Origin of the sequence: Solitalea agri (genome assembly GCF_023914155.1) — a bacterium.
Taxonomy (GTDB): domain Bacteria; phylum Bacteroidota; class Bacteroidia; order Sphingobacteriales; family Sphingobacteriaceae; genus Solitalea; species Solitalea agri.
Genome location: NZ_JAMWYS010000024.1, coordinates 423,954 through 439,102 on the forward strand (window position 1 = coordinate 423,954; position 15,149 = coordinate 439,102).

Consider the following 15,149-nt stretch of genomic DNA (forward strand, 5'->3'; position numbering starts at 1 on the left):
ACAGGCTTCTAAATGTATTGTATCTACTATTTTATTAAAACAACGTTGTCAAAGTAGATTAACTGACCATCGCCTTCAACCTGCCAGATAATATCTGTCATCGACGTAATTCCTTTATTCTTCCAAATTGAAAGAGGGAAAGTGAAATAGGTCCATTGGTTGGCAGGAACAGTAATGGTTTGCATTTCTTGCCAGTTTACGTAGAAACGATAGGTTGAAACTGCCGTACCTCCTTTGATCCAGAAACCTACTGAATTATATGGTGCTAAAGATACTCCACTAGAATGCAATGATAGAGCTCCCCATGCGTTGCCTACCATATCACCTTTAATACCTTTTTCACCGGTTACTGCTGTCTCTGAAGAAGGTGTATAGTTTCCACCCCATGACCAGTTATCAAAAGTTAATGATTCAGTAAATATTGAATAAGCAGCGTCGACATTGATGAAATCCATTGTCGATACCCTATCACCTGAAGAGTTGGTGATTCTAAGTTTCGCCTTGGTTAAGGTTGACGAAGGCATTTTGATTACTAACTCTTTACGAGACTTAGAAACAATAGTAGCTTCAGAAGTAGTACCGTCAAGTACCACCTTCTCAGCAGTTTCGAGGTTGTTACCTGTAATTGTTACCATTGAACCCGCTGCAAAATCAGTTGGGTAAGCCGTTGTAATGGTAGGTAATGCAATTACAGAAAACGGAACTGTCAATTGATGACCTTTTGAGTTTTTAATCAAAATGTTCTGGGCACCCCCGTAAGCTGTATCTGGCACACGGAAAATAATTGCACCAGGATTGTTAAACACAGGGTTAAAACTTGCAGGAACATTGTGATTATCGAAAACAATCGATTCCACTTCTGCTAAATCACTTCCGGTAATAGTGATCACATCCCCTCCAGAGCCTTCACTTGCGCTTATCTCCTTTATGGTTGGATTCTCTACACCTAGATCATCTTTCTTACAACCTGCAATAGCAAGTGCAGTTATTGATAAGATGGCTATACTTTTAATTACTTTTTTCATATTAAATACTTATATGAGTAATATCTATTAATAATAAGGAACGGCAGGCTGAGCCAACAAAGGATTAGCTGCAACTTCGTTCGACGGAATTGGAAGGTACAACTGACTTTCAGAGCTTAGGGTAACACCAACATGCTCCACTACTCCATTCCAATTGTAAATACCACGCTCTTGCGCATCGATCATTTGCTTAGCCTTAGCAAAGCCCTGACGTTGAATATCGAACCAATAATCGCCTTCGAAAGCAAACTCTACACGACGCTCATGAAGAATAATATCTTTGGTAAGCGAAGTTTTATCAACCGAAGGCGAGAAACCTGCACGATGACGAACATCATTAAAGGCTTTTAAAGCGCTTGCATCAGAAGTACTTGCCTGATCACCTAATACTGCTTCAGCATAGATCAACAATACATCAGCATAACGTAAAATGTAAGTACAGATATCGGTTGAAGTACCATTAACAGCTTCGCCATTTGAACCCGGACCAACTACGTATTTAAGTGCATTAGAACGGGTACCGGTTTTAACTTTCGTAGCATCGTCATTTGAGTTAACCCATGTGGTATCATAAGTAAATCCATTAGGGAAGTTTACGTTTTTCCAGTCAGGGCGAGAGAAACCATGCTCCATAACGGACCATTGACGACGTTTATCTGCAGGTTCGTAAGAACGTAAAACATCAATTGAAGGAATAATCGCCGACCAGCCTGCTCCTGTGGTAGGTTTCAATAAAGTTGAAGGACCACAATAAGCCTGAATTGGGTTACCTATTGAATAACCTCCTGAAGCTTTCCATTGAAGAGCAAACAATGATTCAGAATTGTTATTAGCAGTTGAACTGGTAAACATTTTATTATAATCACTGTACAACTGATATTTACCCGAATTGATCACCTGCTCAGCATAGGCTTTTGCATTGGCATAATCATGCATGTATAAATACACTTTAGCCAACATTCCCTTTGCAGCATATTTTGTAGCACGTCCGGGAGCATCTGTTTCATTTAAACCAGCCTCGGCTGCTTTTAAGTCTTCAATAACAAATTTTAAAACATCACTCTGAAGATAACGCGGAACGTTATAGGAGCCAGAAGTAGCAAGTTTTACAGGGTCCTCCACAATTGGCACATCTTTAAAAACACGTGCCAGGTAGAAATAAGCCATACCACGCATAAAACGGGATTCGGCAATACCTTTATCAAGGTAAGATCCCTCACTAACCTGTCCCTTCTTCTGCTCAAAAGATTTCACTAGTACGGTAGCATTACCGGCGAGCTTATAGAAAGAGTACCAACTACGGCTCACCTGTTCATCGTTGCCTGAAACCGTGAAATTGTAAAAAGTAGCGTACTTCGAATCGTTAGTATACATATTACCACTTAGCACTTCTCCAATAGAATGGAATGCTTTATCCTGGTATTCATACCAAATGGTATTGTACAACAATCCCGTTGCCGCATTAACCTGCTCGGCATTAGTATAATAGGTATCAAGGGTTGGCGCATTCTGTGAAGGACGATCTAAGAAATCCTCCTTACATGATGTAACAGAAAGCAGTACTGCCGCTGTTAAGCCTAATATTTTTGTTTTCATTTGAAACGTCATTAGAATTAAAAGGTTAGGTTAACTCCCATGGTGAATGTACGTGGGGTAGGATAATTACCATTATCCACATTCATCATCAAGGCATTATTATTAAACGCACCTAGTTCAGGATCGAAACCGGTATACTTGGTGAAAGTATATAAGTTCTGGCCTGTTAAATAAATTCGCGCATTCGAAAGTTTTGCCTTAGAAATGATACGCGCAGGTAAATTATAACCAAGGGTCAGGTTTTGAATACGTAAGTATGAACCATCTTCAATAAAGCGATCAGACATTACAATATTCTGTTGATGCCAAGGGTTAAAGCGAGGAATAGAAGTACTTGTATTGGTTGATGTATAACGGTTTGCTACATCAGTTAGCTGATTGTTATAAACACCCACCATACCTTCAGTAATTTTCTTCGAATAGTTTAAGATGTCGCCTCCTTGACTACCTTGTAAGAACAATGACAGATCAAATCCTTTGTATTTAAATGAATTGGTAAAACCGAAAGTAAAATTAGGGTTAGGATTACCAATATAGGTCATATCGGCAGCATCAATTTTACCGTCACCACTTATATCCTTGTACTTAACATCACCTAACCAGGTGCCTTTAGGTCCGATACCAACTTGCTGATCAGCGCTGTTTCTGATTTGCTCTTCTGAAGTAAATAAACCATCAGTAACGTAACCAAAGAAACGACCTACAGGACCACCTGGAGCGGACTTGGTTAAAGTTACCGCATTTGAGTACTCTGTATAAGTGTAAATTGCGGCCGATTCGTTATTCAACTTATTCAATTTGTTTTTATAAGTTGAGAGAACTAAGTTCGACTGCCAAGAGAAATTGTTTTTATTAATATTGTAAGTAGTTAATTTAAACTCGAAACCGGTATTGGTCATTTCACCGGCATTAACAACTGGTGCCTTAATATCATTCCATTGGTCTCCAATACCAGAATAAACCGGCAATTTGGCAAACATTAACATGTTAGAAGTTGATTTCTTATAGGCATCTACCGATAATTCGATCCTATTACTTAAAAATCCGAAATCTAATCCGGTGTTATAAGAAACTGTTTCTTCCCATTGGTAACCAGGGTTACCAACATTATCAGGAATACCACCTGGGCCAAACGGAGCAATAGGAAACAAACGAATATTGGTAGCATATGCATTCGATCCTTGCCAGTTTTGACCACCAACCACACCAGCTCCAGCTCTAAATTTCAAATAGTTAAGTCCTTTCCAGTCTTTGGCAAAGTTTTCATTGGTGATTGTCCATCCAAGTGAGCCAGAAGGGAAATAACCATATCGCTTATCTGGTCCGAATGTAGAAGAACCATCACGACGAATAGAGAAGTTCGCTGAATAGCGGTCAGCGTATGAATATCCTGCACGAGCAAAGTAGGATTCTAAGGCATTTTCATAAATACCTCCACCTACTGACTGATCAGTTGCAGAACCTGCATTGATCGACTGGAAATTCATTGTCAGATTCTGACGAGCAGCATTTAAACCATTATAATGAGACTCTGACGATTCGTGACCCAACTGAGCATTTACATTATGTTTTCCGAAGCTTTGGTTATAATCTAAATAGTTACTTAACTGCCAGAATGTTCCAACACCTCTGTCTTCAACTAGCTTACTTGGAGACATGATGATGAAACTTCCGCTAGTAGCATAAGGCTGGAATGCTTTATTTTCAGTTACACTGTAATTGAAACCAAATTGATTTTTTAAAGTAAAGTGCTTATTGAAAATGATATCGCCATAAACGTTACCATTTGCACGAGAATCTACCCCTCCAACATCACGCAAGGTTGCGTACGCTACCGGGTTGTATGGACTGCCGTAATTGTAACCGCCCACGTTAATCGGACCGGCAAAATCATCACCTGACATTACTGGAGCAGCAGGACTGTTTCCGGTTGCCCAGTTAACAACTGCTTCTGATCCATTGGTTAAGGTGGTTCTCTGGTTGGTGCGCGTTAAAAACGAGCTGACACCTACCTTTAACCAGCTTTTTAACTGATTATCTAAATTTAAACGTAATGATAAACGGTCGAATCCTGATCCAATGATCGTTCCTTGCTGATCAAAATAGTTTAATGAAAGGTAATAGCTTGATTTCTCCTGACCTCCGCTAAACGATAATTGGTGATTTTGCATTAAGCCTGTTTGGAAAACTGCATCCTGCCAATCAGTACCCTTACCTAAAATTGAAGGATTGGCAAATTCTCCAATTGGAAAATATTCTGTACCGTTTACATCAGCCATTTCTTTCATGATTTCATTTTGATAAGTAGCGTACTGACTTAAATTCATCATGTTTAAGCGAGTAGGAGTTTGCTGCTGACCGATATAAAAATCATAAGAAAGTTTTCCTTCGCCTGATTTACCTCTTTTAGTAGTGATGATCACCACTCCATTAGCACCACGAGAACCGTAGATAGCCTGTGCTGATGCATCTTTCAAAATATCGATTGACGCAATGTCATTAGGATCGACACCTGCAATGGCACTTTGAGTAGTTTGACCAGGCATACCGCCTAATTGATCTTGCGCAGTTGTCATTTTAGTGGCCGAAATCGGAACTCCGTCGATCACATATAATGGTTCATTACCATTAATAGAGGTAATACCGCGTACACGTACGGATACCCCTCCACCCGGCTGTCCACCGTTATTGGTGACTGTTACGCCTGATACTTTACCTTGTAAAGCCTGATCGATACCGGCAACCTGAAGGTCTTTTAAATCTTTTGCTGAAATTGAGGCAATTGAAGAGGTTACATCGGCTCTTTTTTGAGTACCGTAACCAACTACAACCACTTCCTGAAGCTTTTTGCTCTCGTCTTCCATTGCCACGTTAATCACGTTGGAGTTTCCAACTGTAATTTCCTTGGTTACCATTCCAATAAAGGAAAATGTTAGCGTTGAGCCTTTTGATGCATTGATGGAATATTTACCATCTTGATTGGTTGCTGTTGAAACCGTAGATTTTTTCACTAAAACGGTTGCTCCTGGAAGTGGAACGCCTTGCCCATCGGTTACGGTTCCTGTAACCGTATTGTTTTGCGCCTGGGCGAAAAGCTGAAAACACACAACCAGCGTTGCCGACAGCATTACTGTTAGTAGAAATTTTCGCATGTTCTTATACATAAATTGGTCATTTCAAATCTATATGCTATAAGGAATAACATATAATACTATTTTATCATTTATTAATATGCAAATACTTATCACCTGCACAACATCCAATTAAGCAATTGATAGAAAGCGGTAAATCATCAAATAATCATCGATATTTTTTTTACCATCTGCACCATACTTAATTAACACTTTTATAATATTTCGTCAACCTGTTAATAATTTCCATGCAAGCACGGCTATTATGATACGGACATTTCCATAATCCGGCTTTATCTTCTCCAAGCATTAAAGTGTAGTCATAATGCACTCCCCAATACCACTCCCCTTTTTGCTTATCGAGAATATGTCGATCAATAAACTCCCAAACCTGATCGAAATAGGAACGAAATTTATCATCACCGGTTAATTGCCAGGCATTTAAAAAACCTACCGCAGCTTCTGCCTGCACCCACCAGTGTTTCTCTCGAACTAAGTGATTATCCACTGGCTCGAACTCGTAGTTCATACTACCGTCAGCCTCCATGCCTTCGGATGCTGCTTCGGCCATTTTTATCGAAAACTCTTTGGTTTTGGCTATTAATTTTTCATCACCTAAAACCTCTGCAGCCTCTAAGAGCAACCATGAAGCTTCGATGTCATGTCCATAGGATGTCAAATTGGTTTTAGAAATCCAGTTCTCATCAAAAAACAATAGCAAATGAGCAGTTTTTGAGTCTATGACATGATCGAAAAAGACCTCCAGAAGACCTTTTATTTGCACAGCTACCTTATCACTTGGCCAAACCCGATACAAATTGGTATAGGCTTCAAGAATGTGTAGATGAGTATTCATCGTTTTTTTCTCATTCTCATCCTTAGCACTTAATCGTAAATCACCGGCGCTACCCCAATCACGACTAAAAGCTTCTAAATACCCACCTTTCTCAGAGTCGAAACTATATTTTTCTATCAGGTTGAAAAGCTCAACTGATAATTCTAGTGCCTTTTTATCTTTGGTTATAGCATAATATTCGGTACAACCATACATGGCAAATGCCAGGGCATAAATTTGCTTTTTATCGTCAGCAGGTTGTTCATTGGCGTCAATAGTCCAGTAAACACCTCCAAACTCTTTATCCCAAAACTTATTGGCTATATAATCGAATGCAATTTTTGCATAAGGCAGGTAATGGTGGTTTCGGTTTAGATTGTAACCAGCTGAAAACGACCATAAAATGCGTGAATAAAGCACCGAACCCAATGCTGCTGATGAGTCAGCTACATTATCATTGTCAACCTTACCGAAAAACCTTCCCTTTGCTCTATCAAAGGCATACGTTTTCCAGTAGTTGAGTATTCGCTCTAACTCAGCATAATATATATCGACTGCTATCTCCACGCTATGCATTTACCTTGATGCGCTTATTTTGATCAATTAATTTCACGATCTGATTTACCGATGCTGCTGATGTTAAGCCATCTTCCGGAGTATTTATTACATAATCCAACAGTTGATCAACTGTGGTTACTGCTACATGCATACGAGTATCTGAAGAAGCATAATAAATCAACACCTCTCCGTTATCGTCTGCAATCCAGCCATTGCTAAATACCACGTTAGAAACATCACCCACACGCTCTTCTTTTTCAGGGGCTATAAAATAACCTGCAGGTTTATGAGTAACCTTTCCCAAATCATTAAGATCTGTTAAAAACATATACAGCACATAACGTAGTCCGGCAGCTGTATTTCTAACGCCATGCGCCAAATGCAACCATCCTTTTTCGGTTTTTATTGGAGCCGGTCCCTGACCATTTTTAGCTTCGTAAACGGTATGGTATACTTTTTTATCAAGAATAGTTTCGGTTAAAACTTCGGCATTCTCCATCGAATCACTTAATCCGAAAGCAATACCTCCACCTTTTCCGGCTTCAATAAAGCTATCCTGCGGACGGGTATAAAGAGCATATTTTCCATTTACAAACTCGGGATGAAGCACCACGTTACGCTGTTGCGGAGAACTGGTTTTTAAGTCAGCTAAGCGTTCCCATTTTACAAAATCTTTTGTACGGGCAATACCACATTGCGCCAAAGCCGCCGATTGATCACCTTCAGGTGCCGAAGGATCACGGCGTTCGGTGCAGAATAAACCATAGATCCAGCCGTCTTCGTGCTCTGTTAAACGCATATCGTAAACATTGGTATCGGGCTCATCAGTTTGAGGCATCACAATTGGCTTTTCCCAAAATCTGAAATTATCGATTCCATTAGGGCTCTCGGCTACAGCAAAAAATGATTTTCTGTCGGCGCCTTCTACCCTTACCACCATTAAATATTTACCGTTCCATTTGATTGCTCCTGCATTAAAAGCAGCATTCATTTGAATACGTTCCATTAAATAGGGATTTGTTTCCGGGTTAAGATCATATCTCCAGTTAAGCGGAACGTGGCCTGCCGTAAGAATTGGATTTTTATAACGATGGAAGATGCCATTCCCCAAAACAGCCTCTTCATTCGGCAAACTGATCAGCTTCTCATGAGCAACAGTCAGTTCTTGCAATCTCTTTTCAAAATCTATCTTCATTGTGTTTGTTGTTCAGTATTAGTTTATTAGAGCGGGTTCGTTTTTAGCATTTTGAACCTTCCGGGTTTCTTTCTCCAATTCATCCCACCATGTTTTCTTCAAAATGAAAACAATAACAGCCAATATTGCCACGGTGATCAGCAAAGGCACTTTCATCATTAACACTAGATACATTGGGAGGATGGTTAGGCATAATTGAGCAATTACACCCAACACTACATTAAACATGTCTTTCTTGAAGTTCTTATTCGCTTCGAATGTTGGATCTTCGGCAATTACCAGGTTATGAACCGGTTTCCAGAAACCCCAGGGACGAACAGTTTTATAGAAGCTTTTTAATGTTTCACTATTAGTTGGCGGAGCCATGTAGGAACCGATAACAGAACCAGCCATTGAAAGCAGGAACAATACAGGAAAGAAATAAAGGAACTCAATACCTTCAAAGAAACGAGTAAATACCAAGGCAGATACAATACCAGTAAGCATGCCCCAGAAGAAACCGTTGGCATTAAATCTCCACCAGTACCATTTCAAAATATTTGAAGCGATATAACCTCCGTAAAGCGCCGAAACGATCCACTGTAATACGCTATTCACATCTTTAGCAAAAAAACCCAAGGTAACTCCTACGATTACTACACCCACACCTGCCACATAATTCATGGAGATTATTTTTTGAGTAGATGCCTTCGGATTGATGTGTTTCAGGTAAATGTCATTAACGATATAAGCCTGTGCAGCATTAACAGTGCCGCTAAATGTACCCATAAAGGCCCCCAATAATCCTGTTAACACCAAACCCATTAAGCCAACCGGCAGGAAATTATTGATAGTAGCAGGTAAAATACGTTCAAAGTCAATCACACCTTCGGCACTTTTAAGGTCCATTTGATTATAGTACAGCAAACCTAAAACCGTTAAGCCAATTACCAGTGAGTAACGGATAGGCAATAAAATAATCGACACAAAGCCGCTCATTTTGCTGGCCTCTTCAGGAGAGCGGGTTGAAAGGATTTTTTGCATATCGTAGTTTGGCGCAGGACCGGCCAAAGCAGCAAAAACACCCTTAAAGGTCATCATCATGAAGAAAATACCAAACAACGAAAAGCCATCGCTCTTAATCTTTTGGTTAACATCAGCGATAATTCCGCTCCAATCTAAATCAAGGTGAGAGCCAAAGAACGGACTATACCATCCTTCAGGAACATTAAGCTGATGACCTTTTAAATTGATAACCGCGATAATTGCGATAGCGATACATGCAACCGTCATAATGGCGTATTTGATCATATCGCCCAAAACGATGCTGTGCATTCCACCCAAAATGGAATAGAACATGGCAAACAGGGTGAATATGATTCCGTAGAAATGCGGAACATATTGTGGAGCAACGTCAAAGGGAACATATGCTTTAACCAAGTCCCAGGGAATGAAGATTTCCACAAATTTTCCTAAGCCCACAAAGCCGTAAGCCAAAAACCCCAAACAACTTAACAAGGCAAATGCAATTACTATTTTGTGCGAGAGGTTTACTCCTTTATCTGTTACTCCAAAACGTGTTGCCAACCACTCGGCACCAGTATTGGCATTAGAACGGCGCAGCCATTTCGAAAGGAACATCATCAGGAACACCTGGTTGAAAACCGGCCACAGCCATGGAATCCAGATGCTTTTCATACCATACACAAAACATAAACTCACCATCCACATGGTTCCGCTGATGTCGAACATATCCGAAGCATCACTAAGTCCAAGCTTGTACCACGGCATGGACTTACCACCCATTAAATAGCTATCCTTGTTTTCTTTCGCTTTTTTTCGATACCATAGGCCTATTAAAACGGTTGTAATCAAATACATTACAACAATGGCCACGTCAATGAGTTGAAGTTTCATATAATTTGGTTGGATTCTTTTTTAAAGTTTTTGGTTTTTATAAATCGATAACGGAGTTAGCTTATCCTCGAAAATAATCTTAGGATCAGCATAAAACTTCTTAAAATCATCAGCACTTTGCTGACCCGGATAAGGAGCATAGTGATGAGCAGGACGGTCGTTTCGCCACACCAATACATAAGCCATATTATACTTGACCAATACAGGCATCAATGTTTGCGTCCACCAGGTTGAATTAGGAACACGCTCATAACCTGTTTCAGTTAAAGCCGGAATTTTATTGTGCTCCACAGCAACTTGTTGTAACAAGCTCAACTGGCCATCCAATTTTTTCTGATAAGCCTGTAAATCATCGAAGCAATAAATATCAAAGCCCAAAACATCTACGTAATCATCGCCCGGGTAACGTTCGAGGTATTTTTCTTTTGAAGAGAAATCGGCTGAAGAATAGGCAAAAAGCAGGTTGTGCAAACCTTTCGTTTTAGTTAGGTAATCAACCGTAAAGCGCCAAAGCGATTTGAATTCGTCGACGGTACTAACATTTTCGCACCACCAGAACCAGGTTCCGGTATGTTCATGGAATGGACGGAAGATAATTGGAATAGCCTTGCCTTCGTCGGTTTTCAGGCTGCCTACAAAAGCAGCAACCTTATCTAAGTAAGCTTTATATAACTCGTGCTTAGCACCACCCGGAATAATTTGTGTTACGATATGCTGAGTGGTATCCCAAGCCGATTTATGATCTATTGGATTGGTAGTGTGCCAGCTAATTGTATTAATGCCTCCTCTTTTATACACATCTTTAATAAATTGACGCAAGCGATCGAAGGGAACGCCGTCCAGTTCTTTCAAACTATCCAGTTCGACGTGGCCCATGTCCCATCCATAAACAGCCGGATAAGTACCTGTTACACTTTTCACATCTGAACGGCCTTCTTCATTTCTCCATCCAACACCATATGCCAAATCGTCCTGATGACCGAACAAAGTATATTTTTCTGCAAGTTTCTTAAGATTTGTATAAAGAGCTTTGGTTTCTGGATTCGCTTTTCTATCTGCTGTTTGATTGCTTCTTTGAGCAAAACAACCACTACTGACTATTGCACACAGCACAATAAATGCGCATACTTTTTTTACCACAATCATTAAATACTAAATCGGTTGAAAACAATAAATTGGTTATGTCAAACATAAGCTAGTTTGAACTAAAAGATTAATATTATTTTAACTTTTAATTATACTAAGAAATCAAAATAGCTTATTACAATGCTAATTAACAATTATTTTAAGCAATACTTTTTTTACTCAATAATAGCTGTATATTCACAAACTATTATGTATTTATTTATCGTCAACTAATGAATAATAACATCACTAGAGAAATTACACCGTTAACCCAGAGTGATTGCTTTACCATTTTTTCGAGAACCAAGAAAGAATTTGACTTCCCCCTACATTACCATGAGGAATACGAGCTTAACTTAATATTAAATGCAAAAGGCGCCAAACGAATTGTTGGCGATCATATAGATGTGATTAACGATGCAGAACTTGTATTTGTGGGGCCCAATTTAACGCATGCATGGTTTACACACCAATGCACCAGCCAGGCCATTGTGGAGGTAACCATCCAGTTCCATAAGGATTTATTTGACGCCAAGTTCATGAGGAGAAACCAATTGAGCCTGATCCGCAATATGTTTGAGCATTCGCAAAAGGGCATTCTTTTCTCAGAAGAAACCATCGACCGCTTAAAAACGCGCATTTTAACACTCAACCAAAAAAACGGCTTTGATTCAGTGCTAGAGCTTTTATCCATTTTGCACGATCTTTCTTCGTCGCGGAATATGCGTACACTGTCTGATGCGAGCTTTAATAACGAACAGTTTAATTATAACAGTCGCCGTATTGAAAAGGTATTTGAGTACATGAATGTGAACTACGGCAAGCAGATTTCGCTAGCAGAAGTTTCAAAACTGGCCAATATGCCTGAAGTTTCGTTCAGCAGGTTTATAAAGAAACGTACCGGAAATACCTTTATCGATAGTTTAAATGAGATCAGGCTGGGACATGCCACTCGCATGCTGATTGACAGCACCCAAACTGTAGCCGAAATCGCCTACCGTTGTGGTTTTAACAATATTTCAAACTTCAACCGGATTTTCAAGAAAAAGAAAAACTGTACTCCTAAAGAATTCCGAGACAGTTACACAAATGGATCGAGGGTATTTATCTAAGATCTCTCGCTAAGACGCAAAGGCCGAAGAAGCATCACTATTTTCTGCGGATTTGCGTCTCTGCGAGTCTATTATTTATTAATCACTTTATAACGTATGTGAGTTACTTCCGAAGAATTAATAGCTTCGATAATTTCAAAAGAAAACTTATCAGTATCTAGGTTTTCAAATAATCGAACACCTTTACCTAGTAACAACGGCACTTGATGAATAATCAACTCCTCAATCAATCCCGCATTTAAGTATTGTTGAATAACGTTCGCTCCGCCTGAAATGCGAATATCCTTATCTCCTGCCGCTGCCTTTGCTTTTTCGAGAGCGCTATAAACTCCATCATTTTCGAAGTAGAAAGTTGTGCCACCCTTTCGCACCCAAGGTTCACGGATTTCATGGGTTAATACAAATACCGGGCAATGAAAAGGGGCATCTTCGGGCCAATTCGCTTCACCTTCCACAAACATATTTTTGCCTAAAATATTAGCTCCTATCCTTTCGAATATTACTTTGGCAATGTCGTTATCCTTCCCGGTTTCACCATCATCACCTAAACCCAAATGCTGTCGAAAAATCTGCTGTTTAAAAACCCATTCATGAATGGCCAATCCGCCTTCGCCTAATGGCGCTTGAGGGCCGCCATTTAAGCCGGCCATAAAGCCATCCAATGAAACGCCAACACTAACAAAGATCTTGCTCATAATACAGTGGTTAATTATGTTATACTTTTACGCTTCGACTACGCTCAGCGTGACTATCCAACAAATTCTATAATACTTAACAATGCAGTCAGCCTGAGCGGAGTCGAAGGCTTTTAACAAATGAGCTTCGACTAGGCTTGACAAAAGCCACAAGAGTACTTTGTACTTTTAATCTTGTACTTCTGACTTTTGACTTTGCACTTTTTTATAAATACTGTTTCAACCATTCTTTCGCTTCTTCTGCGTTTTGAAAATTCCTCATCGGAATAGGCGGCTGCTTTAATTTAAATAAGATATTCATAATCAACAGCGCTAATCCGGGTTTTGAAACCATGGCCATGGCAGTATAGATCTCCGGCAGTTTTTCGGTTGAAAACTTACGGGTAGCTTTATCCGGCATTGGTGAATTAGCAAGGTAGATCAATAAAGGAACCGGCTTATTTCCTGTAATTTCTTTAACTAGCTTTACGTTCCCTCCAATATTGGCCACCGTTCGTTTTATACTTTTTGAAAGCGATACTAAAATCCCTTCATCCATCCAGTAAGTGGCGATTTCGCCTTCTATAATTTCTCTATCAGTTGGTGGTTTTATTTCAGTCATTGATTAAATATGAAGCGCTAAAGTTAATTGATTGGTTGATAGGTTAGCATCACCACCCCACTTTTAAAGGTTTTTGTATCGATAAGTTTAAGATCGAGCTGATGTTTTACGTTATTAAAAATTGGGATTCCATTGCCAATAGCAACCGGGTCGATCATGATCTGATACTCATCGATCAATCCTGCCTCTGCCAATTGCGATACAATACTTCCACTACCCAAAACGGTCAGACTTTTCGAGGATGCTTGTTTCAGACTTTTCACTTCTTCCACTAAGTCCCCGCTTAATATTTTCGTATTCTCCCATGCAGCATTTTTAAGGGTTTTAGAGAATACGATTTTCTCAGCTTTGTTCATGCCTTCGGACACAACAGGGTCGTTCTCCATTGCAAACGGTGTTGGCCAGTAACTCGCCATCATTTCATAGGTAACACGACCAAACAATAAAACGCTGTCGAACTGAAGCATGTCACCGGCAAACTCATTCTCCTCTGAACCATGCTTATGCCAGTTAATATCTTCGTTGGGCCCTTTATAAAAGCCATTCAACGTAATGAAATTGAAAATATTGAGCTTTGCCATAGTGAATAGTTAATAGATCATAGACCATAGTCCATGGTTGATGATGGATTAATAAACCAAAGGGTTACGCAGAGTTTCACAGAGTTTTAACCTGCTTCTTGAGGTCAGCCTGAGCGGAGTCGAAGGCTTGCGAGAAATACGCTTCCACTTCGCTGAAGATGACAATCGATAATAAGATTATGAACCTTGTTTATGAGGTCAGCCTGAGCGGAGTCGAAGGCTTGCGACAGATACACTTTGACTCCACACAGCGTGAGTGTTATTGCACTTCTAATATCGTAAATCTATAATCTTCCTTCCCCTTGTACTTTGTACTTTTCCCTTTGTACTTTACTTAATTTTCTTCTGTATATTTTTTAAAGTTATTCAAAATTGCCTGCCAGCCGCTTTTTTGTAACTCAACCGGATTTTCTGTTTCAGCATCAAAAATTTCGGTCACATGCGTTTCATTACCGCTACCGGCAAACTTAACTTCCACCTGACGACCATCGCCCAGCGAATAAACAATCAGTTCATTTTCTTTCACATCGTCATAAACACCCCCGAAATCAAAACCCATACTCCCGTCTTTAGCCTCCATACGTGCCAAAAACTTACCTCCTATACGCACATCATTTTCGGCATGCGGTGTATGCCAATCATCAGATGCACTATTCCATTTAGTGATGTGTTCGGGGCCGATCCAATACTGCCATACTTTTTCAACCGGAGCATTTACGATGGTTTCTACTGTTACTTTAGTTCTGTTTTCTATTGTCATGATATATGTGTTATTGATGTATAAATTTAATAAAAAGGA

At 39.7% G+C, this 15,149-nt stretch carries 12 protein-coding genes; 1 reads left to right on the forward strand and 11 read right to left on the reverse strand.

The window, feature by feature from the left end:
- Nucleotides 1-26: 26 nt before the first annotated feature.
- The 7 genes from NF867_RS06575 to NF867_RS06605 all read right to left on the reverse strand — a co-directional run bounded on the left by NF867_RS06575 (nt 27) and on the right by NF867_RS06605 (nt 11,382).
- Nucleotides 27-1,025, reverse strand: a complete 999-nt coding sequence (locus NF867_RS06575) for an IPT/TIG domain-containing protein (RefSeq protein ID WP_252587000.1) — start codon at nt 1,023-1,025, stop codon at nt 27-29.
- Nucleotides 1,026-1,052: 27 nt separating this feature from the next.
- Nucleotides 1,053-2,621: a RagB/SusD family nutrient uptake outer membrane protein gene (locus NF867_RS06580; RefSeq protein ID WP_252587003.1), complete on the reverse strand. Its 1,569-nt coding sequence runs from the start codon at nt 2,619-2,621 to the stop codon at nt 1,053-1,055.
- A 17-nt stretch (nt 2,622-2,638) separates the two neighbouring features.
- A complete protein-coding gene (locus tag NF867_RS06585; RefSeq protein WP_252587005.1) occupies nt 2,639-5,773 on the reverse strand; it encodes a SusC/RagA family TonB-linked outer membrane protein in 3,135 nt (1,044 codons plus the stop codon).
- A gap of 181 nt (nt 5,774-5,954) precedes the next feature.
- On the reverse strand, nt 5,955-7,154 hold the full coding sequence (locus tag NF867_RS06590; protein WP_252587007.1) for an AGE family epimerase/isomerase: 1,200 nt from the start codon (nt 7,152-7,154) through the stop codon (nt 5,955-5,957).
- A 1-nt stretch (nt 7,155) separates the two neighbouring features.
- A complete protein-coding gene (locus NF867_RS06595; RefSeq protein ID WP_252587009.1) occupies nt 7,156-8,340 on the reverse strand; it encodes a glycoside hydrolase family 130 protein in 1,185 nt (394 codons plus the stop codon).
- A gap of 18 nt (nt 8,341-8,358) precedes the next feature.
- Nucleotides 8,359-10,236, reverse strand: coding sequence for a sodium:solute symporter family protein (locus NF867_RS06600; RefSeq protein WP_252587010.1), 1,878 nt, complete (start codon nt 10,234-10,236; stop codon nt 8,359-8,361).
- A gap of 21 nt (nt 10,237-10,257) precedes the next feature.
- Nucleotides 10,258-11,382, reverse strand: coding sequence for a glycoside hydrolase family 26 protein (locus NF867_RS06605; RefSeq protein ID WP_252587012.1), 1,125 nt, complete (start codon nt 11,380-11,382; stop codon nt 10,258-10,260).
- Between the two features lie 212 nt (nt 11,383-11,594).
- Here NF867_RS06605 and NF867_RS06610 point away from each other — a divergent pair, with 212 nt between their 5' ends.
- The gene (locus NF867_RS06610; protein ID WP_252587013.1) at nt 11,595-12,473 is read left to right on the forward strand and encodes an AraC family transcriptional regulator; all 879 of its coding nucleotides are present in this window, start codon (nt 11,595-11,597) and stop codon (nt 12,471-12,473) included.
- Between the two features lie 71 nt (nt 12,474-12,544).
- Here NF867_RS06610 and NF867_RS06615 read toward each other — a convergent pair whose 3' ends face one another.
- The 4 genes from NF867_RS06615 to NF867_RS06630 form a co-directional block, all read right to left on the reverse strand.
- On the reverse strand, nt 12,545-13,168 hold the full coding sequence (locus NF867_RS06615) for a dihydrofolate reductase family protein (RefSeq protein WP_252587014.1): 624 nt from the start codon (nt 13,166-13,168) through the stop codon (nt 12,545-12,547).
- 205 nt (nt 13,169-13,373) lie between these two features.
- Entirely contained in the window at nt 13,374-13,769 is a 396-nt protein-coding gene (locus NF867_RS06620) for a DUF7793 family protein (protein ID WP_252587015.1), read from the reverse strand.
- 23 nt (nt 13,770-13,792) lie between these two features.
- Nucleotides 13,793-14,350 (reverse strand): dihydrofolate reductase family protein, encoded by a 558-nt coding sequence (locus tag NF867_RS06625; protein WP_252587016.1) that lies wholly within the window; start codon nt 14,348-14,350, stop codon nt 13,793-13,795.
- A 334-nt stretch (nt 14,351-14,684) separates the two neighbouring features.
- A complete protein-coding gene (locus tag NF867_RS06630; protein ID WP_252587017.1) occupies nt 14,685-15,110 on the reverse strand; it encodes an SRPBCC family protein in 426 nt (141 codons plus the stop codon).
- Nucleotides 15,111-15,149 lie beyond the last annotated feature (39 nt).